The sequence below is a fragment of the Pseudomonas sp. A-RE-22 genome (assembly GCF_019956035.1).
Classification (GTDB): domain Bacteria; phylum Pseudomonadota; class Gammaproteobacteria; order Pseudomonadales; family Pseudomonadaceae; genus Aquipseudomonas; species Aquipseudomonas brassicacearum.
This window is the reverse complement of the sequence record NZ_JAHBCZ010000001.1, coordinates 1-26,225: the sequence shown is the minus strand read 5'-3', so window position 1 is coordinate 26,225 and position 26,225 is coordinate 1. Positions and strand designations below refer to the sequence as shown.

The 26,225-nt window shown below is 60.4% G+C and carries 26 protein-coding genes; 16 read left to right on the top strand and 10 right to left on the bottom strand.

Features of this window, described 5'->3' with window-relative positions; all coding sequences use genetic code 11:
- Position 1 precedes the first annotated feature (1 nt).
- From KGA89_RS00130 to KGA89_RS00120, 3 genes are all read left to right on the top strand, one after another.
- Positions 2–1,162, top strand: a complete 1,161-nt coding sequence (locus KGA89_RS00130) for an ABC transporter ATP-binding protein (RefSeq protein WP_038859362.1) — start codon at positions 2–4, stop codon at positions 1,160–1,162.
- Positions 1,163–1,289: 127 nt separating this feature from the next.
- The gene (locus tag KGA89_RS00125) at positions 1,290–2,636 is read left to right on the top strand and encodes a carbohydrate porin (RefSeq protein ID WP_027912040.1); all 1,347 of its coding nucleotides are present in this window, start codon (positions 1,290–1,292) and stop codon (positions 2,634–2,636) included.
- Positions 2,637–2,827: 191 nt separating this feature from the next.
- Complete coding sequence (locus KGA89_RS00120; protein ID WP_027912039.1) at positions 2,828–3,682, top strand: D-hexose-6-phosphate mutarotase; 855 nt, start codon at positions 2,828–2,830, stop codon at positions 3,680–3,682.
- Positions 3,683–3,837: 155 nt separating this feature from the next.
- On the opposite strand, the gene KGA89_RS00115 is transcribed toward KGA89_RS00120, so the two are convergent.
- Positions 3,838–4,698 carry a MurR/RpiR family transcriptional regulator gene (locus tag KGA89_RS00115; protein WP_170842276.1) on the bottom strand — a complete coding sequence of 287 codons (861 nt, stop codon included), beginning with the start codon at positions 4,696–4,698 and terminating at the stop codon, positions 3,838–3,840.
- A 196-nt stretch (positions 4,699–4,894) separates the two neighbouring features.
- Between KGA89_RS00115 and zwf the strand changes: the two genes are divergently transcribed.
- From zwf to KGA89_RS00100, 3 genes are read left to right on the top strand one after another with little or no spacing between them, the layout of a single operon-like run.
- Positions 4,895–6,364, top strand: coding sequence for a glucose-6-phosphate dehydrogenase (zwf, locus tag KGA89_RS00110; RefSeq protein ID WP_027912038.1), 1,470 nt, complete (start codon positions 4,895–4,897; stop codon positions 6,362–6,364).
- Entirely contained in the window at positions 6,351–7,064 is a 714-nt protein-coding gene (pgl, locus tag KGA89_RS00105; protein WP_223470155.1) for a 6-phosphogluconolactonase, read from the top strand. Before zwf ends, pgl begins: the two co-directional genes overlap by 14 nt.
- A 17-nt stretch (positions 7,065–7,081) precedes the next feature.
- Positions 7,082–7,747 carry a bifunctional 4-hydroxy-2-oxoglutarate aldolase/2-dehydro-3-deoxy-phosphogluconate aldolase gene (locus KGA89_RS00100; RefSeq protein WP_013692437.1) on the top strand — a complete coding sequence of 222 codons (666 nt, stop codon included), beginning with the start codon at positions 7,082–7,084 and terminating at the stop codon, positions 7,745–7,747.
- A 112-nt stretch (positions 7,748–7,859) separates the two neighbouring features.
- On the opposite strand, the gene KGA89_RS00095 is transcribed toward KGA89_RS00100, so the two are convergent.
- Together KGA89_RS00095 and KGA89_RS00090 are read right to left on the bottom strand one after the other, a co-directional pair.
- Entirely contained in the window at positions 7,860–9,047 is a 1,188-nt protein-coding gene (locus KGA89_RS00095; RefSeq protein ID WP_223470153.1) for an aminotransferase class V-fold PLP-dependent enzyme, read from the bottom strand.
- 17 nt (positions 9,048–9,064) lie between these two features.
- Complete coding sequence (locus tag KGA89_RS00090; RefSeq protein WP_027912035.1) at positions 9,065–9,301, bottom strand: DUF3820 family protein; 237 nt, start codon at positions 9,299–9,301, stop codon at positions 9,065–9,067.
- Between the two features lie 206 nt (positions 9,302–9,507).
- On the opposite strand from KGA89_RS00090, the gene KGA89_RS00085 reads away from it, so the two are divergent.
- The 4 genes from KGA89_RS00085 to KGA89_RS00070 all read left to right on the top strand — a co-directional run bounded on the left by KGA89_RS00085 (position 9,508) and on the right by KGA89_RS00070 (position 13,292).
- Entirely contained in the window at positions 9,508–9,972 is a 465-nt protein-coding gene (locus KGA89_RS00085; RefSeq protein ID WP_003198561.1) for a ferritin-like domain-containing protein, read from the top strand.
- A 253-nt stretch (positions 9,973–10,225) separates the two neighbouring features.
- A complete protein-coding gene (locus KGA89_RS00080) occupies positions 10,226–12,226 on the top strand; it encodes an FUSC family protein (protein WP_223470151.1) in 2,001 nt (666 codons plus the stop codon).
- Positions 12,213–12,419, top strand: coding sequence for a DUF1656 domain-containing protein (locus KGA89_RS00075; RefSeq protein ID WP_003198565.1), 207 nt, complete (start codon positions 12,213–12,215; stop codon positions 12,417–12,419). Before KGA89_RS00080 ends, KGA89_RS00075 begins: the two co-directional genes overlap by 14 nt.
- A gap of 9 nt (positions 12,420–12,428) precedes the next feature.
- Positions 12,429–13,292, top strand: a complete 864-nt coding sequence (locus tag KGA89_RS00070; protein ID WP_003198567.1) for an HlyD family secretion protein — start codon at positions 12,429–12,431, stop codon at positions 13,290–13,292.
- 166 nt (positions 13,293–13,458) lie between these two features.
- On the opposite strand, the gene KGA89_RS00065 is transcribed toward KGA89_RS00070, so the two are convergent.
- Together KGA89_RS00065 and KGA89_RS00060 are read right to left on the bottom strand one after the other, a co-directional pair.
- The gene (locus KGA89_RS00065) at positions 13,459–13,929 is read right to left on the bottom strand and encodes a MaoC family dehydratase (protein ID WP_003198569.1); all 471 of its coding nucleotides are present in this window, start codon (positions 13,927–13,929) and stop codon (positions 13,459–13,461) included.
- 44 nt (positions 13,930–13,973) lie between these two features.
- Positions 13,974–14,918 carry an alpha/beta hydrolase gene (locus KGA89_RS00060; RefSeq protein WP_003198571.1) on the bottom strand — a complete coding sequence of 315 codons (945 nt, stop codon included), beginning with the start codon at positions 14,916–14,918 and terminating at the stop codon, positions 13,974–13,976.
- A 224-nt stretch (positions 14,919–15,142) separates the two neighbouring features.
- Between KGA89_RS00060 and fadD2 the strand changes: the two genes are divergently transcribed.
- Both fadD2 and fadD1 read left to right on the top strand, forming a co-directional pair.
- On the top strand, positions 15,143–16,831 hold the full coding sequence (gene fadD2, locus KGA89_RS00055; protein ID WP_223470150.1) for a long-chain-fatty-acid--CoA ligase FadD2: 1,689 nt from the start codon (positions 15,143–15,145) through the stop codon (positions 16,829–16,831).
- Positions 16,832–17,205: 374 nt separating this feature from the next.
- Positions 17,206–18,897: a long-chain-fatty-acid--CoA ligase FadD1 gene (gene fadD1, locus KGA89_RS00050; RefSeq protein ID WP_223470149.1), complete on the top strand. Its 1,692-nt coding sequence runs from the start codon at positions 17,206–17,208 to the stop codon at positions 18,895–18,897.
- A gap of 160 nt (positions 18,898–19,057) precedes the next feature.
- On the opposite strand, the gene KGA89_RS00045 is transcribed toward fadD1, so the two are convergent.
- Positions 19,058–19,435, bottom strand: a complete 378-nt coding sequence (locus tag KGA89_RS00045) for a hypothetical protein (RefSeq protein ID WP_003198577.1) — start codon at positions 19,433–19,435, stop codon at positions 19,058–19,060.
- Between the two features lie 246 nt (positions 19,436–19,681).
- Here KGA89_RS00045 and KGA89_RS00040 point away from each other — a divergent pair, with 246 nt between their 5' ends.
- A complete protein-coding gene (locus KGA89_RS00040; RefSeq protein WP_003198579.1) occupies positions 19,682–20,632 on the top strand; it encodes a YihY/virulence factor BrkB family protein in 951 nt (316 codons plus the stop codon).
- On the top strand, positions 20,629–21,168 hold the full coding sequence (def, locus tag KGA89_RS00035) for a peptide deformylase (RefSeq protein ID WP_003198581.1): 540 nt from the start codon (positions 20,629–20,631) through the stop codon (positions 21,166–21,168). The genes KGA89_RS00040 and def overlap by 4 nt, the downstream gene beginning before the upstream one ends.
- A 124-nt stretch (positions 21,169–21,292) precedes the next feature.
- Here def and KGA89_RS00030 read toward each other — a convergent pair whose 3' ends face one another.
- The 3 genes from KGA89_RS00030 to KGA89_RS00020 form a co-directional block, all read right to left on the bottom strand.
- Positions 21,293–21,712, bottom strand: coding sequence for a GNAT family N-acetyltransferase (locus KGA89_RS00030; RefSeq protein WP_003198583.1), 420 nt, complete (start codon positions 21,710–21,712; stop codon positions 21,293–21,295).
- A gap of 291 nt (positions 21,713–22,003) precedes the next feature.
- Positions 22,004–22,552, bottom strand: a complete 549-nt coding sequence (locus tag KGA89_RS00025; protein WP_223470148.1) for a hypothetical protein — start codon at positions 22,550–22,552, stop codon at positions 22,004–22,006.
- Positions 22,553–22,708: 156 nt separating this feature from the next.
- Positions 22,709–23,740: a LacI family DNA-binding transcriptional regulator gene (locus KGA89_RS00020; RefSeq protein WP_223470147.1), complete on the bottom strand. Its 1,032-nt coding sequence runs from the start codon at positions 23,738–23,740 to the stop codon at positions 22,709–22,711.
- 216 nt (positions 23,741–23,956) lie between these two features.
- Between KGA89_RS00020 and KGA89_RS00015 the strand changes: the two genes are divergently transcribed.
- Positions 23,957–24,490 carry a gluconokinase gene (locus tag KGA89_RS00015; protein WP_003198590.1) on the top strand — a complete coding sequence of 178 codons (534 nt, stop codon included), beginning with the start codon at positions 23,957–23,959 and terminating at the stop codon, positions 24,488–24,490.
- A 92-nt stretch (positions 24,491–24,582) separates the two neighbouring features.
- On the top strand, positions 24,583–25,935 hold the full coding sequence (locus KGA89_RS00010) for a GntP family permease (RefSeq protein ID WP_003198592.1): 1,353 nt from the start codon (positions 24,583–24,585) through the stop codon (positions 25,933–25,935).
- A gap of 167 nt (positions 25,936–26,102) precedes the next feature.
- Here the strand turns inward: KGA89_RS00010 and KGA89_RS00005 are convergent.
- Positions 26,103–26,225, bottom strand: a 123-nt coding sequence (locus tag KGA89_RS00005; protein WP_223470243.1) for a hypothetical protein, incomplete at its 5' end; no start/stop codon positions are given.

Here is a 26,225-nt window from a genome sequence, read left to right as displayed (position 1 = left end):
CATGGCAACGCTTGAACTTCGCAACGTAAACAAGACCTATGGTGTCGGCCTGCCGGACACCCTGAAGAACATCGAGTTGTCGATCAAGGACGGGGAGTTCCTGATCCTGGTCGGACCTTCGGGCTGTGGCAAGTCGACACTGATGAACTGCATCGCCGGCCTTGAGACCATCACTGGCGGCGCGATCATGATCGGCGATCAGGATGTCAGCGGCATGAGCCCGAAAGATCGCGATATCGCCATGGTGTTCCAGTCCTACGCGCTGTACCCGACCATGAGCGTGCGCGAGAACATCGAGTTCGGTCTGAAAATCCGCAAGATGAAACAGTCGGACATCGACGAAGAGGTCAACCGCGTGGCCAAGTTGCTGCAGATCGAGCACCTGCTCAATCGCAAGCCCGGCCAGCTCTCCGGCGGGCAGCAACAGCGCGTGGCCATGGGCCGTGCGCTGGCGCGGCGGCCGAAGATCTACCTGTTCGATGAACCACTGTCCAACCTCGACGCCAAGCTGCGGGTCGAGATGCGTACCGAAATGAAGCTGATGCACCAGCGCCTGAAGACCACCACGGTCTACGTGACCCACGACCAGATCGAAGCGATGACCCTGGGCGACAAAGTGGCGGTGATGAAGGACGGGATCATCCAGCAGTTCGGCACGCCGAAAGACATCTACACCAACCCGGCCAATCTGTTCGTGGCGAGCTTCATCGGTTCGCCACCGATGAACTTCATCCCGCTGCGCCTGCAACGCAAGGACGGTCGCCTGCTGGCGCTGCTCGACAGCGGCCAGGCTCGTTGCGAACTGCCGATGGGCATGCAGGACGCCGGCCTGGAAGACCGCGAAGTGATCCTGGGCATGCGCCCGGAGCAGATCATGCTGGCGGGCAGCGAGGCCAATGGCTTGCCGACCATTCGCGCCGAAGTCCAGGTCACCGAACCTACCGGGCCGGACACCCTGGTGTTCGTCAATCTCAACGACACCAAGGTCTGCTGCCGCCTGGCGCCGGACGTTGCACCGCAGCCGGGGGAAACCCTGACACTGCAGTTCGATCCGTCGAAAGTGCTGCTGTTCGACGCGCAGTCCGGCGAGCGCCTGGGCGTGGCTGGCCAGCCGCAAGCCGATGCCCGGTCGGCGAACGTGGCGCAGTTCAAAGGCCGATGAAGAACAAATGGGGGAGCAGGCCTGCTCCCACAGCAAGGAGTATGCGGTGGATGGGGACATCCGCCGCAATCGTTGTAAACCGCGTTAGATAAAAACAGTTAATAACAATAAAGACGAGGATGTAGGGATGAAGAAGAAAAATAACGCCCAGCTTATCTGCCAGTTGTCAGCCGTTGCGGCGATGATGCTGGCCGGTAGCGCACACGCTGCCGACGCGTTCAGCGCCGATTCGCAGTGGATGACGGGTGACTGGGGTGGCGAGCGGACCAAGCTGATCGAGCAAGGTATCGATATCAAGGCTGACTACGTCGGTGAAGTGGGCGCCAACTTGCATGGCGGCTACAACAACGACAAGACGGCGCGTTACTCCGACCAGTTCGGTCTGGGTGTGGCGCTGGACCTGGAAAAACTGATGGGCTGGGATAACACCCAGGCCAAGGTCCAGCTCACCAACCGTAACGGTGAAAACATTTCAAATGACCGTGTCGGCGACCCGCGTGCCGGCACCTTGAGTTCTTCCCAGGAAGTCTACGGCCGTGGCCACATGGTCCGTCTGACCCAATTGTGGATCAAGCACCAGTTCCTCGATGGCAAGCTGGACGTCAAGGCCGGTTACTTCGGCGAAGGCGAAGACTTCAACACCTTCCCTTGCGAGTTCCAGAACCTGGCATTCTGCGGGTCCCAAGCGGGTAACTGGGCGACCGGCATCTGGTACAACTGGCCGGTCATGCAGGCGGCGATTCGCGTAAAGTACAACATCACGCCTGAGTTCTATGCGCAGATCGGTGCATACAACCAGAACCCCTCGCAACTGGAGCACGGTAACGGCTTCAAGCTCAGCGGCAGTGGCACCAAGGGTACTGTCATCCCAGTCGAGCTGGTCTGGTCGCCGAAGGTCAACAACCTGCCGGGCGAATACCGTGTCGGTTACTACAAGAGCACGGCCGATGCCAATGACGTCCGTGAAGATGACAATGGCGATGATGCCGCGACCACCCGCAACGCCTATCGCAGTCACGACAGCAAGCACGGCTACTGGTTTGTCGCTCAACAACAACTCACCACTCACAACGGTGACGCTTCCCGCGGTCTGAACATCGCGGCCAACGCGACCTTCCACGACAAGGACACCAACTTCGTCGACAACTACCAGTCGCTGATGTTTGTGTACAAGGGGCCGTTTGATGCGCGTCCTAAAGATGACATCGGGATTGGCTTCTCCCGTATCCATGTCAACGATGACGTGAAGAAAAACGCCGAGCTGACCAACATTGCCAATGGTGTTAGCGACTACAACGACCCACTGTTCGCACCGCTGCGTAGCACTGAGTACAACTACGAACTCAACTACGGCGTCCACGTCACCAACTGGCTGACCGTGCGTCCCAACCTGCAATACATCACTCACCCAGGTGGTGTGGATGAAGTCGACAACGCGCTGGTGGCCGGCCTGAAAATTCAGTCGGTGTTCTAACGCTGTTGCGATAAGCTCCTCTCTATGTGCGCATATTTGCGGACGGCCAAGGCTGTCCGCTTTTTTTTGGGGCGCGTGTTTGGTTGCGCGCAGACCTGTGGGAGCAAGCTTAGCTCCCACAGATAAATCGCCTTGCCACAACAAGCGTTGCAAACAGATGAGCAATTCAATGATTTCCAGGACCGCGGCCCATGCATGAGCATCCGCTACAACGCTTTTTCAGATCCTTGCGCGAACGCCCGGTGTTCGCGTGGGAGCGCTATCGGCAGCGCGATGTGTTGGTGATCGACCACCCGTTGTGCCAGGCGGTGTTCAGTCGCCAGGGCGCACAGTTGCTGCATTTCCAACCGCGAGGCCAAAAGCCGTGGTTGTGGTGCGCGGCCAAGTGGCCACACGTCGGGGCGATCCGCGGCGGGGTGCCGGTGTGTTGGCCTTGGTATGGTCGTCATCCCAGCGAAAACGCCTGGCCATCCCATGGCTGGGCGCGGTTGATCGACTGGAAGTTGCTCGACAGCCGCAGTGATGAAGACGGTGTGCATTTGCACTGGCAACTGCAGCTGTGCGACTGGCAAGTGGACCTGCATGCAGACTTGGGTGAACGCATGGAACTGCGCCTGAGCACCGAGCACCAGGACAGCCTGCCGTGCCAGCTGAGCCAGGCTTTGCATGCGTATTGGCGTATTGGTGACGTCGGTGAGGTAGCGCTGTCTGGGCTCGAGGGCGCACAGGGTTACGATCAGTTGAACCGTGCGGTTTGTCAGCAGGAAGGCGAGTTGCGGGTCGAGGGCGGCTGCCAGCGGGTGTTCCAGCATGAGGGGGAATTGCAGCTCAAGGACCACGCCTGGCAGCGCGAATTGTGCATCGACACCGGCGACAGCGCCGACACCGTGGTCTGGCATCCCGGCGCACGGCCGTTGCTGGGGGTGAGTTGGGATGAGGTTAGCGAATTCGTCTGCGTCGAAGCGGCCAGTGGCGGCACCGACAGCCTGTGCCTGGCGCCGGGGGAGCGGGCGCATCTGAGTTTGCAGGCGTGGGTGGGGGCTTAGCTCTGGATCTGCGGTGAGGCGGCTGGCCCCATCGTCGGATCGCTCCCCGGAGCAAGCTCGCTCCCACAGGGGGGCTTGTGAACGCCGAAGATCCAGTGTGGGAGCGAGCCTGCTCGCGAAGACGGACTATCAGGCACCGAAGATTCTGGACCGAATCAGTTGAACTCATCCCCCACCGGATACCGGCTGGCATTCAAGCTTTCCTTGATCTTGCGCAGATGTGGCTGGAAGTCCACGCCCCGACGCAGGGTCATGCCGGTGGCGAGCACGTCCAGTACGGTGAGCTGGATGATCCGTGAGGTCATCGGCATGTAGATATCGGTGTCTTCGGGCAGCGGAATGTTCAGGCTCAGGGTACTGGCCTTGGCCAATGGCGAGCCTTCGGCGGTCAGGCCAAGCACCGACGCGCCGTTTTCCCGGGCGATGCGCGCCACTTCCACCAGCTCGCGGGTACGACCGGTGTAGGAAATGATCACGAACAGTTCACCGGTATGGGCCACCGACGCGATCATGCGCTGCATCAGTACGTCGGCATGAGCGGTCACTGCCAGGTTGAAGCGGAAAAACTTGTGCTGGGCATCCAGCGCCACGGGAGCGGAGGCGCCGAGGCCGAAGAAGTGGATCTGCCGGGCCTGGATCAGCAGGTCCACGGCGCGACTGATCAAATTGGGATCAAGGGCCTGGCAGGCGCTGTCCAATGAGGCAATGGCACTGCCAAAGATTTTCCGGGTGTAGGCTTCCGGGTTGTCGTCGGCCTCCACCGCACGGCTCACATAAGCAGCGCCGCTGGCCAGGCTTTGGGCCAGTTGCAGCTTGAGTTCCGGGTAACCGCTGACGCCGAACGAGCGGCAGAAACGGTTGACGGTCGGTTCACTGACCGAAGCCGCCTGGGCGAGGGCGGCGATGCTGAAGCGGGTCGCCTGCTGCGGGTTGAGCAGGATGATCTCGGCCACTTTGCGTTCGGCCTTGTTCAGGTCTTCAAGGCGACTCTGGATCTGTTCCAGTAAATTTCGCACGCGGTCCATACAAGATTCCTAGGAAGACGGGTCTTTGATACGACCCTTTGCGGTGGCCTATCCTACTGATGGCTCCGACGGACCACCACTCGGAATCGGTATTTTCGAAAAATGTTGTGGTTATTACTACATTTTTCCTTGAGTGATACCTTGAAAAAAGGTATTTGTAGTTTAACTTGATAAAAGAACAAACATCATGCCTTCGATTACGGTTGAACCGTGCACCTTTGCCTTGTTCGGCGCGTTGGGCGATCTGGCCTTGCGCAAGCTCTTTCCTGCCCTGTATCAGCTCGATGGCGCCCAGTTGTTGCACGAGGACACGCGAATCATTGCGCTGGCCCGTGAACCCGGCGGCGAGCAGCAGCACCTGGCATTCATCACCGCCGAACTGCGTCGCTACGTCGGTGAAAAAGACCTGGATGAAGGCGTACTCGAGCGTTTCCTGGCACGGTTGACCTACCTGCACGTGGACTTCCTCAAGGCCGACGATTACGTCGCCTTGGCCGAAGCAGCCGGTTCGACCCAGCAGGTCATTGCCTATTTCGCCACCCCAGCGGCGGTGTATGGGGCGATCTGCGAGAACCTGGCGAAGGTTGGCTTGAGCGAAAACACCCGTGTCGTGCTGGAGAAGCCCATCGGCTCGGACCTGGAGTCTTCGCGCAAGGTCAACGACGCCGTGGCGCAGTTCTTCCCGGAAAACCGTACCTATCGCATCGACCATTACCTGGGTAAAGAGACGGTCCAGAACCTGATCGCGCTGCGGTTCGCCAACAGCCTGTTCGAAACCCAGTGGAACCAGAACTACATTTCCCACGTGGAAATCACCGTGGCCGAGAAGGTCGGTATCGAAGGCCGCTGGGGCTATTTCGACAAGGCCGGTCAACTGCGGGACATGATCCAGAACCACCTGTTGCAGCTGCTGTGCCTGATCGCCATGGACCCACCGGCCGACTTGTCCGCCGACAGCATCCGTGACGAGAAGGTCAAGGTGCTCAAGGCCCTGGCGCCAATCAGCCCGGAAGGCCTGACTACCCAGGTGGTGCGCGGCCAGTACATCGCCGGCCACAGCGAGGGCAAGGCAGTGCCTGGCTACCTCGAAGAACCCAACTCCAACACCCAGAGCGACACCGAGACGTTCGTCGCCCTGCGCGCCGACATCCGCAACTGGCGTTGGGCCGGGGTGCCGTTTTACCTGCGTACCGGCAAGCGCATGCCGCAAAAGCTGTCGCAGATCGTCATCCACTTCAAGGAACCGTCCCACTACATCTTCGCGCCCGAGCAGCGCTTGCAGATCAGCAACAAGCTGATCATCCGCCTGCAACCGGACGAAGGGATTTCCTTGCGAGTGATGACCAAGGAGCAGGGCCTGGACAAGGGCATGCAATTGCGCAGCGGTCCGTTGCAACTCAACTTCTCCGACACCTATCGCAGCGCACGTATTCCCGATGCCTACGAGCGGTTGTTGCTGGAAGTCATGAACGGCAATCAGAACCTGTTTGTCCGTAAAGATGAAATTGAAGCCGCGTGGACGTGGTGTGACCAGTTGATCGCCGGGTGGAAGAAATCCGGCGATGCGCCCAAGCCGTATGCGGCTGGGTCCTGGGGGCCGATGAGCTCCATTGCACTGATCACGCGGGATGGGAGGTCATGGTATGGCGATATCTGAATTGAAACTGCCGCAGGGCGTTAGCGCCCATGAATTCAAGAACCCGGTGGTGCTGGCCGAAGGCCTGGCGCTGAAAGTGGCCGAGCAGTTGCGCAATGCAATCGAGGCGCGCGGTGCGGCGACCCTGGTGGTCTCCGGTGGCCGCAGCCCGGTGGCGTTTTTCCAGTACCTGGCCAAGCAGGCGCTGGATTGGTCCAAAGTGGTGGTCAGCCTGGCCGATGAGCGCTGGGTACCGGTTGAACATGCCGACAGCAACGCCGGCCTGCTCAAGCGTTACCTGCTGCAAGGCGCGGCGGCCAAGGCCCAGTTCCTGAGCCTCTATAGCGCCAGCGCCAACCTGGAAGCGGCTGCCGCGCAGGCCGATCGCCTGTTGGCCGAGCTGCCGCCGATCGATGTGCTGGTATTGGGCATGGGCGATGACGGGCACACTGCCTCGCTGTTCCCAGGCAGCCCGAACCTGGCCCAGGCCCTGGACGCCAATGGCACACGTCGCTGCTGGCCGATGCTGGCGCCGACCGTGCCGCACCAGCGCTTGACCATGAGCCGCGCCTTGCTGGCTTCGGCGCAACACAAAGTGCTGTCGATTTCCGGTCAGTCGAAATTGACCACCTTGAACGCTGCGGTGGCCGGTGACGATGTCGCCGAAATGCCGATCCGCGCGTTTCTGCAATCTACGTTAGAGATTTACTGGTGCCCATGAACCAAGGATCAGCCGCTATGACAAACCCATCCCCGACCGTTTCCATGGCGGACAAAGTTGCCCTGATCGACAGCCTCTGCGCCAAGGCGCGGATCCTGCCGGTGATCACCATTGCCCGTGAACAGGACATCCTGCCGCTGGCCGATGCCCTGGCCGCCGGTGGCCTGACGGCGCTGGAAGTGACGCTGCGTTCCCAATACGGCCTCAAGGCCATCCAGGTGCTGCGCGAGCAACGTCCGGAGCTGGTGACCGGTGCCGGCACGGTGCTCGACCGCCACATGCTGGACGCCGCCGAGGCGGCCGGTTCGCAGTTCATCGTCACCCCGGGCATCACCCGTGATCTGCTTGAGGCCAGCGTCTACAGCCCTATCCCGTTACTGCCAGGTATCAGTAACGCTTCGGGCATCATGGAAGGCTACAGCCTGGGCTATCGCCGCTTCAAATTGTTCCCGGCCGAAGTCAGTGGCGGCGTCGCGGCCATCAAGGCCTTGGGTGGCCCGTTCGGCGAAGTGAAATTCTGCCCGACCGGCGGCGTGAGCCCGGCCAACATCAAGAGCTACATGGCGTTGAAAAACGTGATGTGCGTGGGCGGAAGCTGGATGCTTGATCCTGAGTGGATCAAGAACGGCGACTGGGCCCGCATTCAGGAATGCACCGCCGAGGCCTTGGCGCTGCTGGACTGATTGTTTTACCGAACCTCGTTGGGTGTTCTACGGTTTTACGGTGCGCTTGGTCGGCGCGCCGTTTTTTTTGCCTGGGTTTTTATGGCAGCACAAATTTCCTGTGGCGAGGGATCTAGGTACGGCTCAGTTCAAGTAGCGCTTGGGTCAACCGCTCGATATCACTCGCCAAGGTAATCAGCCCCGGGGTAATGCGAATGCACGGCCCGACGCTGGTATGGCGCACCACGGTGAAGATTCCATGCTCATTGAGCAATCGATCGGCCATCGCTTGTTGATCGGTTCGGGCGGTGAAGCGCATTGCGGTGATCCCGCAATAGAGACGCCGGTCATCCGGGGTCATGACCTCGATGCCCGGCACATCGCGCACGGCGCTCACCCACAGGTCACGCAGATAACAGAGGCGCGCGCCTTTGGCCGAAGCGCCACCCAGGGCCTGGTGTTCTTCGAAGACCAGCGGCAGGGTGAGCAAGGCAGGGATGTTGGGCGTGCTGTGGGGCGTGCGCGAGCGGACGTCGGTGGCGGGGTAACTGTCTTCGTCCATGTCCGGGTCGATGTCGGCCAAGCGCTGCGGGGCGATGTACAGGAAGCCCTGGGAGAGGGGCCCGCCAATCCACTTCTGCAGGTTGAACCCGGCGAATTCGATCCCGAGCTTCTTCAGGTCGAAATCGATCTGGCCCAGGGCGTGGGCACCGTCGAGGATGATGTCGACGGCAAACTCGCGGGCACTCTCGGCGATGGCCTGGACCGGCATCACCAGCCCGGTGAGGTGGTTGACGTAGGTCAGCGCCATCAACTTGAGGCGAGGGTAGCGAATGAACGCTTCGCGGTAAGTGCCAACCAGGCTTTCGAAACTGGCCGGGTGCTGGTGGACGATTTCGATCACCTCCACGCCACGCTGGCGGGCCAGCCAGCGCATTGCACTCTTGACCGAGGCGTATTCCAGATCACAGATCAGTACTTGATCCCCTGGCTTGAGGCCGTTGTAGTTGCGAATCAGCGTCTGCAAGGCATCCACCGCGCTGCCGGCCAACCCCACGCTCTGGGGTGAAGCGTGGATAAGCTGGGCCACCTGTCGACGAATGGCTTCGCCGTGTTCACGGTCGAAATGCTGGCGCACGTACACCGAGTTGCCTCGGTTGATGAACTCGATGTTGCGCTGGTACTCCTCCACCACGGTGCGGGACATGCGTGCGAAGTAACCGTTTTCCAGGTTGAGCGGCCCGACGGGATCGACGTCATAGCGGCCGACAAACGTCTGCCAGAAAGCTTCATCGTGGGCGCGTAGCGTGTTTTCGGGCATGACGGGGGCTCAACTGGTCAGGGGCGAGGCTTGGGCTTGCCGTGTTTGGCACGCAATGGATCGAGCAGGTCCGACAGCCCGTTGTGATCGATTTCCTGCATCAGTGCCAGCAAACCACCCAGTTCACCGTGAGGAAAACCCTCGCGGGCGAACCAGTTCAGGTATTGACCGGGCAGGTCAGCCAGGATTCGACCCTTGTATTTGCCGAACGGCATTTGACGCGTGACGAGCAATTCGAGCTTTTCCGGGTTCATGGCAATCGTCTGATTCAAGTCTGCCTCGAAAATACAGGCATTCTGCATGCAGGCCAAATGACAGATCATGCAAATAACGCGGATACAGTTTTCTTGTTTTTTTGTAACTAACTGATTTTAAATAAAATTAAATGGATTCTTTGACTGGCATGGCCGATGCAACATCCCTTGCAGGTTTTTTATTCACCAAGCAAAGGAACTGAAAAATGACTGACATCAACAAAGAATCCATCTCCGTCTTGAACGACCTGATCGAGACCAGCAAAGATGGCCAGGAAGGCTTCAAGACCTGCGCTGAAGACATCAAGCACCCACAACTCAAGGCGCTGTTCGTTCAACGTGCTGCCGATTGCGCGACTGCTGCGGCTGAACTGCAAGCGGCGGTTCGTTCCCTGGGCGGCGATCCGGAAACCTCCACCAGCGTTGCCGGTGACCTGCACCGTCGTTGGGTGGACGTGAAATCCATGTTCACCGGCAAGGACGAAGAAGCGGTGCTCAACGAAGCCGAGCGTGGCGAAGACCATGCGCTCAAGGCCTACAAGGAAGCGCTCGAGAAAATCACCAAGCACAACCTGGTCGGCATTCGTGACCTGGTTGAGCGTCAGTACCACGGTGTGCAACGCAACCATGACCAGGTCAAGGCCCTGCGCAACCAGGCGCGCGCCAGCTAACAACGCGTCCTGATCGAAAAAAAACGCCAGCATGCTGGCGTTTTTTTGTGGCGACGACTCAGATTTAAGGTGAACACTGTTGTGGCGAGTGAGGGCGATGGCATTTCAACTCGCTCAGCATCAAACAGAAAAGTGTGTTGTTGAATCCATCAATAATCAGCTCTGGACTCGGATAGATAGCTAGCTAATAATTGCGTCGCCTATCCCCTGCATTGCATCTATTGTTACTGGCGTCCCCCAAAGAGTTTTTCGCGTGCCCATTACCTTCCAGGCCTTGTTTGCCCCTGACCGCCTCGCTTTGCAGTTCGCCATCAAGACGGTGCTTGGTGCTGGGCTGGCGTTGTGGCTGGCGCTGCGCTGGGGGCTGGAGCAGCCGTCATGGGCGCTGATGACCGCGATCATCGTCGCCCAGCCACTGTCCGGGATGGTGGTGCAGAAGGGGTTGGCGCGATTGGTCGGCACGCTGGTGGGCACCGTCATGTCGGTGGTGTTCATGGGCCTGTTTGCCCAGGCGCCCTGGTTGTTCCTGCTGGCCTTGGCGCTCTGGCTGGGGTTGTGCACAGCGTGTTCGACGCTGCTGCGCAGTGCCTGGTCGTATTCGTTCGTGCTGGCCGGTTACACGGTGGCGATCATTGCCTTGCCAGCCATTTCCCATCCGCTGGGTGTGTTCGAGCAGGCGGTGGCGCGCTGCACCGAGATCAGCCTGGGCATTGTCTGCGCCACGGCGGCCAGTGCCTTGCTCTGGCCGTTGCGGGTCGAGCGGCAACTGGCCGGTCAGGCCCTTGCGGCCTGGCAGAGCGGCATGCTGGCCGCCCGCGTGACCCTGGCTGGCGATGTCCAGGCGCGAAAAGGGTTGCTGGAAATTCTGGGCAGGATCGTCGCGGTGGATGCCCAGCGCGAACATGCCTGGTTCGAAGGCAGCCGTGGTCGACAGCGAGCCCGAGCCATCAGCGGCTTGAGCCAGAAATTGCTGATGTTGCTGCGCCTTTCGCGCTCGGTGCGGCGGCAGTGGAAACAGCTCGACCCCGAGGAGGCCGAGGCCCTCCAACCCTGGATGAACGAGGTACAGCAGGCCCTCGATGCCGACAGTGCGACCTTGCAGGCCTTACGCCCCCGGGTATGGGATGCGTCTCACGACCCGCAGATCAGCTCGGCGCAAAGTTACTGCCTGGCGCGGTTCGCCTTGTTGCTCGATACCGCCCTGGCCGCCTGCGCAGCCTTGACGGCGGTACGGGAGGGCAGGGAGGCGGCGGATCCACCGCGAACCCTGGCGCCTCATCGTGATCTGTCCCTGGCCATGGTCTTTGGTGCTCGCAGCGCCCTGGCGTTCCTGGCGGTTGCCTGTTTCTGGCTGGCGACTGCCTGGCCCGCCGCTTCGGGTGCGCTGGTGCTGACGTGCGTGGTGTGCAGCCTGTTTGCCAGTCGCGAAAACGGCGCACAGATCGGCATGAGTTTTCTGCGGGGCATCCTGTTGGCCGTGCCGACGGCGTTCGTGATCGGTGAACTCGTACTCCCGCAATGGAGCAGTTTTGCGATGCTCTGCATGGCCATGGGCGTGCCGTTGTTTTTCGGCGCGCTGGGTATGGCCAAGCCGCAGATCTTCGCCACGGCGACCTCGTTCTGCCTGCATTTCGTGGTGTTGATTTCACCGCTCAATGCCATGAAGTACGACGTCGCAGCGTTCTTCAACAACGCCCAGGCCATGATGATTGGCGTGGGCGCGGCGGTGCTGGCCTTCAATCTGCTGATTTTGCGCAACCCGGCCTGGCACAGCCGCCGCCTGCTGGCCGCGACCCTCCACGATCTGGTGCGCCTGACCCATCGCAGTCTGCGTGGCGCCGAGAGCTGGTTCGGCGGGCGCATGGCCGACCGGCTGTTGCAGTTGGCGCGGCATTACCCCGAATTGCCGGTGCAGGCGCGCAGCCGTTGGGATGATGGTTTGCTTGGGCTGGACGTTGGCGATGAACTGTTGCATTTGCGCCTGAGCCTGGCCGTCGCCCAGGTGCCCGATACCCGGGCGCAGCGCCGTTATTTCGAAGCGCTGGAGCAGGTGCTCGGACACGGCCCGACCGGTGACCAGGCCGATGCGCTGGCCCCGGCAAGCGCCGAGCTCCTGAAGGTGTTGTCGAGCCAGCCGCCCGGTGACGCATTGAAGCTGGCCCAGGGCGCGGTGGTGCAATTGCAAAACAGCTGGCGCGCCTGGTGCCACCAGCACGAACCTGAACGACGGGAGCACAGCCATGGGCTTGCGTGAGTGGTCGATTGGCGGGGTGTTGCTCAGCCCGTTCCTGATTTATGTGGTGCTGGCGTTGCTGGTGACCGGTGCGTTGCGCCTGTTGCTCAGCCTGGTGCCGGCCGGGCGCTGGATCTGGCATGAAGCCTTGTTCGACTGCGCCCTGTATGTCTGTGTCCTGACCGTTATTACCGTGGTCCTCGGGCCGCTATAGGAGTTGAACATGCGTACATCCGTACGTGTCGCCGTCACGCTGTGCATGGTGGCCGTGGCGATCTTCGCCGGGTTTCACCTGTGGCAGTACTACATGCTCACACCCTGGACCCGCGATGCGCGGATCCGCGCCGACGTGGTAGTGATTGCACCCGATGTATCGGGTTGGGTGCGCGAGCTCAAGGCGGTGGATAACCAACAGGTCAAGGCCGGCGATGTGTTGCTGAGTATCGACCGCGAGCGTTTCGAGGCGGCGGTGGAGAAGGCTCGGGCGGTGGTGCAGACGCGCCAGCAGCAACTGAGCCTGCGTGAACACGAAGCCAGCCGCCGTGCGGCCCTTGGACCCCAGGCCATCAGCGCCGAACTGCGGGAAAACGCCCAGATCAACGCCGGCATCGCCCGCGGCGAACTGCGCGAAGCCCAGGCCGAGGCCAAGGTGGCCGAGCTCAACCTGGCCCGCAGCCAGGTCCTGGCCCCACGCAACGGCCACATCACCAACCTGCGCCTGGCCGAAGGCAACTACGTGAATGCCGGGCAGCCAGTGATGGCGTTGATCGACGACTCGACGTTCTATGTGCAGGCCTATTTCGAAGAAACCAAGTTGCCGAGGATCCGCGTGGGCGATCCGGTCAAGATCTGGCTGATGAGCGCCGGCCATGCGCTGGAGGGTCATGTCGAGAGCATCAGCCGTGGCATTACCGACCGCAACACCAATCCCGATGCGCAGTTACTGGCGGAGGTCGAGCCGACCTTCAACTGGGTGCGCCTGGCCCAACGGATACCGGTGCGGATCAAGTTGGACAAGTTACCGGAGGGGGTGAACCTGAGCGCGGGGATGACGGCGAGCGTGCAGGTGCGCGAAGACCAGCCATAACTTGCCGCGTAACCGTCATTGTGGCGAAGGCCTGCTGTGTGGGAGCAAGGCTTGCCCGCGATGAAGATAACTCGGTCTCTCAGGGAACCGAGGTGCCTGCATCGCGAGCAAGCTTTGCTCCCACACAACGGCTCGCCACAAGTCACTCACCGTAGGCGCCTGTGAATCAACCGACGGTGATCGCCGGCAACGTCGGCAAGGTCACGGTCTGCTGCTTGCGCGGTGCGAGGATTTCGGCTTCGCCGTCCACCACCAGCTCGTCGCGCTGGTTGAACACGCGCGTGGCGATGCGCACACGGAATTTCGGCAGTTTTTCCAGGATCTCCAAGCGCACGGTCAGGGTGTCGCCGATTTTCACCGGCTTCTGGAAGCTCATCTGCTGGCCGATATAGATAGTGCCCGGCCCAGGCAACTCGCAGGCCACCGCGGCGCTGATCAGCGCACCGCTGAACATGCCATGGGCGATGCGCTCCTTGAACATGCTCGCGGCGGCGAACTCGGCGTCCAGGTGCACCGGGTTGTGATCGCCCGACATCGCCGCGAACAGCTGGATGTCACGCTCTTCGACGGTCTTGCTGTAGCTGGCGGTCTGGCCTACTTCGAGGGCTTCGTAAGGAGTGTTGGTAACCTGGGTCATCTGTTTCAAATCCTGTGAAGGAGTAAAGGAAAAATGCTGCAAGCCTACTCGCTGCGTGGCGGCCGCTTGTGGCTCAGGGCCTGGGCAATCCAGGCCAGTACGTCGGCGGTCACTTCATCGCGGTTGGTTTCATTGAACAGTTCGTGCCGGGCCTGCGGGTAAATCGTCAATTGCAGGTGCCGGATGCCGGCGTCACGCAAGGCGTCGGCCAGATCCTTCAGACGCTTGCCTTCGCTCACCGGATCACATTCGCCACCGATCACCAGCACGGGCAGGCCCGGATCGATCTGGGCGAGATTGGACGCTTTGCTGATTTGCTGCAACCCGCCGAGCAGGTCGACCCACAGTTGATTGGTGCAGCGAAAGCCACACAGCGGGTCGTGGACATACTGGTCGACTTCGGCCGGGTCGCGGCTGAGCCAGTCGAAGGGGGTACGCGTGGGTTTGAATTTCTTGTTGAAACTGCCGAACGACAGCCACTCGATCAACGCGCTGCGCCCCGTGGCACCCTGGCGCCGACGTTCGAAGCGGGCGATCAGGCGAGCGCTGCGGTAGAGCGTCACCGGTTGAAAGTTCGATCCGCTGAGAATCGCCCCGTGCAGGCTGGCGCTGTGATGCAACAGGTAACCCTGGGCGATGTAGCTGCCCATGCTGTGGCCCAGCAGCAGGATCGGGGTATCGGGGTATTGCTGGACGATGTGGTGGTTGAGGCTGGCCAGATCGCCCACGACCTTGGCCCAGCCGTCCTCGTCGGCAAAATGGCCGAGAATCGCTTCCTCGCCGGTCTTGCCATGGCCGCGCAGGTCCATGGCGCAGACACCGTAGCCTTCGTCGCACAACGCCTGGGCCAGACGGGCGTAGCGGCCGCTGTGTTCGGCCATGCCGTGGGCCAGCATGATCACCGCCAAAGGGGCGGTTTCGGGCAGCCACTGGTTGACGAACAGGCGGCTATGGTCGGTCGCGGTCAGCCAGAACGTTTGGTGGATCATGGCGATTCCTTTGCACAAAGTCAGACGCAGCGTCGCTGCATTGTATAGCGCATCCGCTGCGTCTCGCCTGATCAGGCCACGCCATGGCAGGAAGATTCACACAATCTATGACGCAGGTTGCCATATTTGCCTGATTGGCCATAGCTGCTAGTGTCCCAGGAGCTCCGCCTCTGCAAGCGATACAGATGCGGCCCGGACATGCTCAGGTAAAGAGGACAAAAACAATGCAGCCTGATTTCTGGAATGACAAACGCCCGACCGGCGTGCCCCTGGATGTTGATCTTGGGGCCTACAAGTCGGTGATCGAGGTGTTCGAACGTTCCTGTAAGAAATTTGCCGACCGTCCGGCGTTCAGCAACATGGGGGTGACCCTCACCTATGCCGAGCTGGAGCGCTACAGCGCGGCTTTCGCCGGCTACCTGCAAGCCCATACCGACCTGGCACCAGGTGATCGAATCGCGGTGCAGATGCCTAACATCCTGCAATACCCGATCGCCGTGTTCGGTGCCTTGCGTGCCGGGCTGATCGTGGTCAACACCAACCCGTTGTACACCGCGCGGGAAATGCGTCATCAGTTCAAGGACTCCGGTGCCCGGGCGCTGGTGTACCTGAATATGTTCGGGCAGAAAGTCCAGGAGGTGTTGCCCGATACGGACCTGCAGTACCTGATCGAAGCGAAGATGGGTGACCTGATGCCCACCGCCAAGGGCTGGCTGGTCAACACGATGGTGAGCAAGGTCAAGAAAATGGTCCCGGCCTATTCGCTGCCCCAGGCCATTTCCTTCAAGAGCGCCTTGCGCCTGGGCCGCGGCCAGGGCATCAAGCCGCTGAAAGTCAGCCTCGACGATATTGCGGTGTTGCAATACACCGGCGGCACCACCGGATTGGCAAAGGGCGCGATGCTGACCCACGGCAACCTGGTGGCCAACATGCAACAGGCCCGGGCCTGCCTGGGGCAGCTCGGCGATGACGGCCATCCACTGTTGCGCGAAGGCCAGGAGGTCATGATCGCACCGCTGCCGCTGTACCATATCTATGCGTTCACGGCGAACTGCATGTGCATGATGGTGACCGGCAACCACAACGTGCTGATCACCAATCCGCGGGACATCGGTGGTTTCATCAAGGAACTGAAGAACTGGCGTTTCTCGCTGCTGCTGGGGCTCAACACGTTGTTCGTGGCATTGATGGACCATCCGGATTTCAAGACCCTGGATTTTTCCAACCTCAAGGTCACCAACTCGGGCGGCACGGCGCTGATCAAGGCCACTGCCGAGCGTTGGGAGCAGATCACCGGTTGTGGCATCACCGAAGGTTATGGCCTGACCGAAACTTCGCCAGTGGCCAGTGCCAACCCTTACGGCGGCAAGTCCCGGTTGGGCACGGTGGGGATGCCGGTGCCAGGCACGCTGATGAAAGTGATCAACGACGATGGCGTCGAGCAGCCCCTGGGCGAGCGCGGTGAGCTGTGCATCAAGGGCCCGCAGATCATGAAAGGCTACTGGAACAAGCCTGAGGCCACGGCCGAAGTGCTGGACCACGAGGGCTGGTTCAAGTCCGGCGATATCGCGGTGATCGACCCGGACGGTTTCGTGCGCATCGTCGATCGCAAGAAGGACATGATCATCGTCTCGGGCTTCAATGTGTACCCTAACGAGATCGAAGACGTGGTGATGGCCCATCCCAAGGTGGCCAACTGCGCGGTAATCGGTGTGCCGGACGAGCGTTCGGGGGAGGCGGTGAAGCTGTTCGTGGTGGCGCGGGAAACCGGCGTCAGCCTTGAAGAACTCAAGGCCTACTGCAAGGAGAACTTCACCGGCTACAAGGTACCCAAGCACATTGTGCTGCGGGAGTCGTTGCCCATGACGCCGGTGGGCAAGATTCTGCGGAGGGAGCTGCGCGATATTGCCTGAGGTCCGCCGGGGTATCTGTCCTGACGAAAACCTGTGGGAGCACAGCTTGCTCGCGATAGCGGTGGAACAGCCTCATTTGTATTGGCTGACATATCCCTATCGCGAGCAAGCTGTGCTCCCACAGTTGTTTGATTCAGAGAGATTTAACAGGCTGTAGATTTTTTACTCTAAAAATGACCATAAAATATTCACGAGTCATGTTTGTGACTGTGGGGGCTACTTTTGGCTCTAGTCGGCCCCTGGCAAAGCTGCTACTCTCGGCGCGCTTTTGTGACTTCTCGGCCTTGATTCAAGCCAGATTCACCAATAAACACACACCAATAATAATCGCATCAAATGCGGTGAGAATTCGCGTTGCTGAGGAGTGGGCTTCCATGATTGAAGACTTTTGGAAGGATAAGTACCCAGCTGGGATTGCTGCCGACATCAATCCAGACGAGTATCCGAATATTCAGGCGGTGTTGAAGCAGTCCTGCCAACGCTTTGCCAACAAGCCGGCATTCAGCAACCTCGGCAAGACGATCACCTACGGTGAACTCTACGAGTTGTCCGGTGCCTTTGCCGCGTACCTGCAACAGCATACCGATTTACAGCCAGGTGATCGAATCGCCGTGCAGCTGCCCAACGTTCTCCAGTACCCGGTGGCCGTGTTCGGGGCGATCCGCGCCGGGCTGATCGTGGTCAACACCAACCCGCTGTATACCGCGCGGGAAATGGAACACCAGTTCAACGACTCCGGGGCCAAGGCGCTGGTGTGCCTGGCGAACATGGCGCACCTGGCCGAGACCGTGGTACCCAAGACGAGCGTCAAGCACGTCATCGTCACCGAAGTCGCCGACCTGCTGCCGCCGCTCAAGCGCCTGTTGATCAACAGCGTGATCAAGTACGTCAAGAAGATGGTCCCGGCCTATCACTTGCCCAAGGCCGTCAAGTTCAACGATGTGCTGAGCAAAGGCCACGGCCAACCCGTGAGCGAAGCGAACCCCTCCAGTGACGATGTGGCCGTGCTGCAATACACCGGCGGCACTACTGGCGTGGCCAAGGGCGCGATGCTCACTCATCGCAACCTGGTGGCGAACATGCTGCAGTGCAAGGCGCTGATGGGCTCCAACCTCAATGAAGGTTGCGAGATTCTGATCACGCCGCTGCCGCTGTACCACATCTACGCCTTCACCTTTCATTGCATGGCGATGATGCTGATCGGCAACCACAACATCCTGATCAGCAACCCGCGTGACCTGCCGGCGATGGTCAAGGAGCTGTCGAAGTGGAAGTTCAGCGGTTTCGTCGGCCTCAATACGCTGTTCGTGGCCCTGTGCAACAACGAAGCCTTCCGCAAGCTGGATTTCTCTGCCCTGAAAGTCACCCTGTCTGGCGGCATGGCCCTGCAACTGGCAGCAGCCGAGCGCTGGAAAGCAGTGACCGGTTGCCCGATCTGCGAAGGCTACGGCATGACCGAAACCAGCCCGGTGGCCACCGTCAACCCGATCCAGCACATCCAGATCGGGACTATCGGCATTCCGGTGCCGTCGACGCTGTGCAAGGTGATCAATGACGCGGGTGTCGAACAGCCATTGGGCGAAATCGGCGAATTGTGTGTGAAAGGTCCGCAGGTCATGAAGGGCTACTGGCAGCGCCAGGAAGCCACCGACGAGATCCTCGACAGCGAAGGCTGGCTCAAGACCGGTGACATTGCGTTGATCCAGCCGGACGGCTACATGCGCATCGTCGATCGCAAGAAAGACATGATCCTGATCTCCGGTTTCAACGTGTACCCCAACGAACTGGAAGATGTGCTGGCAACCCTGCCGGGCGTGCTGCAGTGCGCGGCCATCGGCATACCGGACGAGAAGTCCGGCGAGGCGATCAAGATCTTCATCGTCGCCCGGCCGGGTGTCACGTTGACCAAGGAACAGGTGATGGAACACATGCGTGCCAACGTCACCGGCTACAAGGTGCCCAAGGCCGTGGAGTTCCGTGATGCCTTGCCGACTACCAATGTGGGCAAGATCCTGCGGCGCGAGTTGCGGGATGAAGAGCTCAGGAAACTGGGGCTGAAGAAGTAAGACCGTTGCCAATGAAAAGCCCCGCTGATGCGGTGATGCTATTCACTTAAGGAAACGGCGCTTTTCCGAGGGAGGGAAAGCGCCGTTTTCTTTTGGGCTGGATTGGGTACATATCCGTTACCGCAGCAACGGATCTACACACCAAAGCTAGGAAATCGCATTACAACCTGAACTGCGCAAAATCCAGATTGGTACCCCCCGGACGCATGTCCTGCAGGTAGGAATCCTTGTCAGCGCTCAATTCCAGGCTCAGGGCCGCCTTGCGCTTGCCCTGGTTGCGCACTTCCAGGCCTTCCATTTTCTCGCGCAGGAACACGGTCGGCACCTTCAGGTGCAGCAGCTCATCGGTGGCCGGCGTGTGCAGCAGCAGATGAATCCATTCGTATTGACCAATGGCCAGGCGCCCCACCGGGATATCGAACCAGAAGATGTTGCGGTTACGGTTCAATTCGCTGAAGTGGCAGTTGTTGACGCCCAGTACGGCGCCGCCCAGTTCCTGGTTTCTGCGGGCGATGGCCTGTTTTTTATCGAGTTTCATAACGTTCCTACGGGGTTGGAGCTTCAGGCCGCAGCCTGAATACGTGGGGCATTCTCGGTGGTTGCCGGGCAAACATAAAGCCCCGGCTGTAGGAACAATGAAACTTGGCTTGGCAATCGTCGGTCAATTCAGCGTCGGGCATGAAAGACGAAATTGATCCAACGTCGCCAAACAGGCTACTTTGTTGTGATAACGGCCCCTGAGTCGCCAAGCGACCCCCTTTTTTTGCGGCGAAAGGAGACGCACATGATGTTCCCGGCCTTGAAAGGCTTACCCTTGCATCGTGTGATGATGCGCACCGTGACCGAGTTTCTCGACGACGAGATGTCGACCTACGCCTCGGCATTGGCTTACCAAATGCTGTTTTCGCTGTTTCCTTTCATTCTCTTTTTGATCGCATTGATCGGCTTCCTGCACCTGCCGGACTTCTTCTCCTGGCTGCGCCTGCAATCGGAGCTGGTGCTGCCGCCCCAGGCCCTGGAGCAGGTCAACCCGGTGATCGACCAGCTCCAGCAATCCAAGGGCGGGCTGTTGTCGGTGGGTATCGTCATTGCGTTGTGGACCGCCTCGGCGGGCGTGCGGCTGATGATGAGCGCGATGAACGCCGCCTACGATGTGGTCGAGGGCCGTCCGGCCTGGAAGCGTTTTCCGCTGTCGATTTTCTACACCATCGGCATCGCCGGCATGCTGTTGGCCGCCGCTGCACTGATGGTGCTCGGACCGCAGGTGATGGGCTGGATCGCGGCCCAGGTCGGATTGGAGACGTTCATCGTCACGCTGTGGACGATCGTGCGCTGGCCGGTGATTGTGTTTCTGTTGATGGTGGCCGTGGCGCTGATCTATTACGTGATGCCCGACGTCAAGCAGGAGTTCCGCTTCATCACCCCGGGCTCTGTGCTGGCGGTGGTGGTGTGGATCGTCGCCTCCCTGGGATTCGCCTTCTACGTCAAGACCTTCGCCGACTACAACGCCATGTACGGCAGCATCGGTGCGATCATCGTGTTGTTGCTGTATTTCTATATTTCTTCGGCGGTGCTGCTGCTCGGTGCGGAGATGAATGCGGTGATCGAGCACATGTCCACCGAGGGCAAGAACCCGGGCGAAAAGAGCGCGGGCGAGCACGAAAAACAGCATGTGTCGGGCCTGGGCCGCGACCATTCCATCCCTCATCCCCACCCTGACGAAGCCCGACCATGATCCGTGACATCCTGAAAATGGGCGACGAACGCCTGCTGCGTATCGCCCCACCGGTGCCCGCCGAAATGTTCGACAGCCCAGAGTTGTGGCAACTGATCGACGACATGTTCCAGACCATGGAAAGCGTCGGCGGTGTCGGCCTGGCGGCGCCACAGATCGGCGTGGACCTGCAACTGGTGATCTTCGGCTTCGAGCACAGCGAGCGTTATCCTGACGCCGAGGCGGTGCCCCAGACCATCCTGATCAACCCGCTGATCACCCCACTGGGCCCGCAGATGGAAGAGGGCTTCGAAGGTTGCCTGTCAGTGCCGGGCCTGCGCGGGGCGGTCGAGCGCTACCAGGATATCCGCTACGAAGGCTTCGATCCCAAGGGCGAGCCGATCGTGCGTTACGCCTCGGGCTTTCATGCGCGGGTGGTGCAACATGAATGCGATCACCTGATCGGGCGCTTGTACCCGTCGCGTATCAGTGATTTCAGCAAGTTCGGGTTTACCGAGGTGATGTTCCCGGACCTGGACCCCACGGCCGACGATTGATAACCCACCACAGAACACTGTGGGAGCGAGCTTGCTCGCGATTGCGGTGTGTCAGCCACTATTGATGCAACTGACCTGACGCCATCGCGAGCAAGCTCGCTCCCACAATGGGGTGTGTTGATTTTCAGGATTTTGCAGGCGCAAGCCCCATCGCAATCATCGGCTTGCTACGCGCATACCGGCTCAGGCGTTCGGCCATCGCATAGGGCAGTTCGGGGTCGAAGCTGAAACCACTCCGTTCATAAAAACCGCGCAGATCCGGGTGGCAGAACAGCCACACCGGTTCATTCACGCCGTTCACCGCTTCGGCGATCAACCGTGCGGCGATGCCTTGTACTCGGTACGCCGGGGCGACGAACAACCCTGTCAACCAATGCCCACCCGACACCGGCCGCAGGCACAGGGCGGCGACGATCTCATCGCGCCGCGCCACCCAGAGCTGCGCGTCACGCACCGCTTTCATCGAGGATTGGTGGGCGCGATAGAACTTGTTCATCAGCGGCCAGAGCGACTCTTCGAGCGCTGCATAATGGATTTCGGACATGACAGGGTCGTGGGCGATAAGGGGAGGGCGATTATAAAAGAACGCAGGTGCGGCGATAGGTGTATACCTGACTTCACATCCCGTATGAGTGGAGTACGTATCATGGCCAAAGGCATGGATTCAAAAAAAGCGGCAAAGAAAAAACCGGCGAAAACTGCCGATGAAAAGCGCGCCGACAAAAAAACCAAGAAGGTGAACCTGTTCGGTCATTGAACCGATACTGCTTCGGTTGGCCTCAGGTTTGAGCTGGGGCGCTAACCCCCAGCTCAAACGCTCCGCCATGCGCGAGGCTTAAAGCGAGGCGAGAAACATATCCGTGGCCGAGGCTTTGTCGTCGGTGCGGCTCTGCTGGGCCTTTTCCACCTGTGCGATCGCCGACTTGTCCTGCATGCGCTGGGCAATTTCCTGGCTGACTGCCATCTGCTTCTCGGGCGGCATCGCCTCGAACTCTTCCTCGGTAATGCCCATCTCTTCGAGAATGCTGTCGCGCAGGCGCTCTTCGGGCGTCTTGCTCATGTAGTCCTTGAATTCTGCCGTCGCAGAACCACCCAGTGTCGTGGTTTCTTCGGATGCTGGTGAAGCCACGGTCTGCAATTGCACGCGGGTCTTGGCGAACGCCTCGTCGACGTTGTCGCTGATGGCGGTGCTCGCATTGACCTGTTGCGTGGCTCGTTGGGTGAAGGACTCCTGGGCAGCGCCCTGGCTGGCCTGGGCCTGGACGTTATCGCGCAAAGCCTGCAACGCGGCACTTTGCAGGCCGCTGGCGGCTTCGGCAGTGGGATCTTCGCCCGGGCGTTTGAGCGGCAAGACCATCGCTTGCTGTTTTGCACTGACCAACATGATGAATACCTGTGGGTAATGACTGAGCGATGGGCAGGAGCAATTCCCATGCCGTCGCCGCGAGGCCCGTATTCCAACGCGATGGGCTGGCGCGGGGCGAGCGGGGCGGCCAATCCTTGCCGTTCGTCGGCATGGATCGACCGCATCGTGCCGGGCTCAGGTGCTTTCGCGGGCCTTGAGCTCAAAGCCCATGTCCACCACCGGCTGCGCGATGCGGTTGCCGGCCATTAACGTCAGCATTTGCTCGGCTGCGCGGCGGCCGATGGCTTCCCGTGGGGTGCTGATGCTGCTAAGGCGCGGCACCGTGTGGGCCGAGGCGGGCAGGTCGTTGAAGCCCAGCACCGCAACCTGCTCGGGAATCTTGATACCGCAGCGAAGGGCCTCGAACAAGGCACCGTGGGCCAGGTCGTCGTTGCCGAAGAAGATCGCATCGACATCGGGGTGGTTGTCCAGCAACTGCAGGAACAATTCGCCGCCCAGGCCTACCGATGACGGGCGCGGGGTCAGCAGTTCCAGGTCCGGGTCATACAGACCGGCTTTCTGCAGGGCGCGGCGAAAACCTTCGCCACGCAGCAGGGTGCGTTGGTCCAGTTGCGCGCCGATGTAGGCCAGGCGCTTGCGGCCCTTGGAGATCAGATGCTCGGCCGCCGTTTCGCCGGCCTTGAGCTGGGAGAAGCCGACGCAATTGAGCCCCGCGCCGGGGTCCAGTTCCATCATGTACACGCAGGGAATATTGCTGGCCTCGATCATGCGTCGGGCGCTTTCGGTGCGGTCGAAACCGGTCAACAGCAAACCACGCGGCTGATAGGCCATGTAGTTGCGCAACAGGTCTTCTTCTTCGTCCCGGGAATAGTGGTAGTTGCCGATCACCACTTCGAAACCCTTGGGTCGCAGGACCCGATGAATGGCTTCCAGGGTGTCGATGAACAACAAGTTGGACAACGACGGAACCAGCACCACCACCGAATGGCTCTGGGCCGAAGCCAGGGCGCGGGCGGCGGGGTTGACGACGTAGTTGAGCTCCACGGCGGCCTGGCGGACTTTTTCCACCAGGTCGACGGCTACGGTGCTGACGCCGCGCAGGGCACGGGAGGCGGTGATCGGGCTGACACCGGCCAGGCGTGCGACTTCGTTGAGCGTAGGGCGACCGGTGGTGCGAGTATTCTTATCGTTTTTAGGGGCGGTCATCAGGGCGGCTTGCCAAACAAAAATCAAGGCACTAAGGTAGCGCTGTCTCGACGCGGCTGCAATTGCGTAAGTGGGGTTTGCCTGATCCCCCGTGTGCTGGTGTCGTGAACGAACATGCTGCAACCACAAAAATGACAAGAAGGCGTCGGCAACTTCTGCTTTTGCTGCGGTGTCATAACTGGCAAAGGTAGCGCTGTCTGCGCGCTGAGGTGTTACATGAATAATCCCATCACCGCCCTGGTCATCATGGGCGTTGCCGGTTGCGGCAAAACTTGCGTCAGCCAGGCGCTATGCGAGCTGAGCGGCGCCACTGCCATTGAAGGCGACACTTTCCACCCTGCGGCCAACATCCAGAAGATGAGCGCCGGTATTCCCTTGAACGACGACGACCGTGCCGGCTGGCTCGACAGCCTGTGCGATGAGTTGCGCCGTGTCGATGCCACGGGCGAGCGCCCGGTGCTGACCTGCTCGGCCCTCAAGCACAGTTATCGCGAGCGTCTGCGCAGTGCCTTGCCTGGCCTGGGCTTCGTATTCCTTGAATTGACCCCCGAAGTGGCCGCCGACCGCGTTTCCCATCGTCCCGGCCATTTCATGCCGTCGACCCTGATCGACAGCCAGTTTGCCACCCTTCAATCCCCTGTCGGCGAGCCCCTGACCCTGGCTCTGGATGCGTCCAGCCACAGCGTTGAAGAGTTGGCGCATCAGGCTTACGTCTGGTGGTTGGACCATGGTTTGAAGCTTGCCGGCTGAGTTTCAAAACATTTGCGTCAGAAAGATAGCGCTACCCCGACGGCTAACCAATAACTGCTTCAATAACAACAACAAATCAGGAGACACCTCCCATGTTCGGCATGTCCCACGAGACGTTCCTGCTGCTTGATGCAGTGGTCACGGTGATCGGACTCATCATCCTCATCACCAAGTTCAAATTCCACCCGTTCATTGCACTGACCATCGCCGCCGCGTTCCTCGGCCTGACGTCGGGCATGCCGACCGGCACCATCATCAAGGCGTTCCAGGACGGCTTCGGTGGTGTGCTGGGCTTTGTCGGCATCATCCTGGCGCTGGGCACGATGCTCGGCAAAATGATGGCCGAGTCGGGCGGGGCCGATCAGATCGCCCAGACCCTGATCCGCGCCTTCGGCAAGGACAAGGTGCAGTGGGCCATGATGTTCGCCGCGTTCCTGGTGGGCATCCCGCTGTTCTTCGAAATCGGCTTCGTGTTGCTGATCCCGCTGGTGTTCATCGTCGCACGTCGCACCGGCGTGTCGATCATCAAGATCGGTATCCCGCTGCTGGCCGGTCTTTCCGCCGTCCACGGCCTGGTGCCGCCGCACCCGGGGCCGCTGCTGGCGATCGGCGTGTTTGGCGCCGACATCGGCAAGACCATTCTCTATGGCCTGATCGTAGCGCTGCCGACGGCCATCATTGCCGGGCCGATCTTTGGTACGTTCATTGCCAAGCACATCCCCGGCCATCCGAACCAGGAGCTGGTGGACCAACTGGCCCGCGAGACGGACTCCGCCGAACTGCCAAGCTTCAGCATCACCCTGATCACCGTGCTGTCGCCGGTATTCCTGATGTTGCTCAAGACGTTCGCTGACGTAGCGCTGCCCGATGGCAACCTCTTCCGCGCCTGGATGGACATGATCGGCCACCCGATCTCGGCGTTGCTGCTGGCGTTGCTGCTGTCGCTTTACACCTTCGGCTACAAGCAGGGCATCGGTGCCAACCAGATGCTCAAATGGCTGGATGCCAGCCTTGCGCCGACCGCCGCGATCATCCTGATCATCGGTGCCGGTGGTGGCTTCAAGCAGATGCTGGTGACCAGTGGTGTGGGCGACGTGATCGGCCACATGGCGGTGAGTGCGCAGATCTCGCCGATCCTGCTGGCGTGGCTGGTGGCTGCGGTGATCCGCATTGCCACAGGCTCGGCGACGGTGGCGACCATTACCGGTGCCGGGATCGTGGTGCCAGTGGTGGGGATGATGCCGGGTGTGAACCGTGAGCTGCTGGTGCTGGCGACCGGTGCCGGTTCGTTGATCCTGTCCCACGTCAACGACGCGGGCTTCTGGCTGGTCAAGCAGTACTTCAACATGACCGTGGCCGAAACGTTCAAGACCTGGACCGCGATGGAAACCATCCTGTCCGTGGTGGGATTGATCTTTATCCTGCTGCTGTCGCTGGTGGTCTGAACCAGAGCAATACCCAACTGTGGGAGCGAGCTTGCTCGCGATGGCGGTGTAACAGTCGACAGAGATGCTGACTGTTATGTCGCTATCGCGAGCAAGCTCGCTCCCACACTGGTTTCGGGTGATCAACAGATCCAGGGTGGGAGCAAACTCCCACCGTTGTTTTTGCGTCAGGCGCCAGGTTTGTTTATCAACCCATCCGCCCGGAACATCCCACGTATCCCGCGCACGGCCTGGCGAATCCGGTCCTGGTTTTCGATCAGCGCGAAGCGCACGTGATCATCCCCATATTC